Origin of the sequence: Isoptericola croceus, assembly GCF_029382255.1 — a bacterium.
Taxonomy (GTDB): Bacteria; Actinomycetota; Actinomycetes; order Actinomycetales; family Cellulomonadaceae; genus Isoptericola; species Isoptericola croceus.
Map to the genome: position 1 here is coordinate 1 of NZ_JARLLG010000063.1, position 336 is coordinate 336.

A 336-nucleotide genomic window follows, 5' to 3' on the forward strand; every position below is an offset into this window, starting at 1 on the left:
ATGACGAGTTAATGCTGACGGCTGCTGCCAGAGATACCACCATCAAGACCGCCAAATGGCTGGGGCCGGCGTTGGAACGAATGAGCAAGCGAGAACTGAATGAACGGGCGACCTTTATTGCTCATCATAAAGAAATAGTTCCGCACAAGTGCAAATTCGGCTCCGACGATGCGTCTACCGCGGGCGAGTGCCAGCTGAATTTCGTGGTTGAGGATGAGGACCTTCCCGAGGAAGACTACCAATTCATCTACTTCAAGGTTTACACCTAACTGACGCAATTCAGATGCCACAAATCAGGGAGGACTGTCTGCCTAATGCATGCCGAGACTTACGACT

The 336-nt window shown here is 51.2% G+C and carries 1 protein-coding gene; it reads left to right on the plus strand.

The features are described 5' to 3' along the window. A partial coding sequence (locus tag PZC42_RS24360) for a hypothetical protein (RefSeq protein ID WP_277213961.1) occupies positions 1-269 on the plus strand: 269 nt, incomplete at its 5' end. Positions 270-336: the final 67 nt, after the last annotated feature.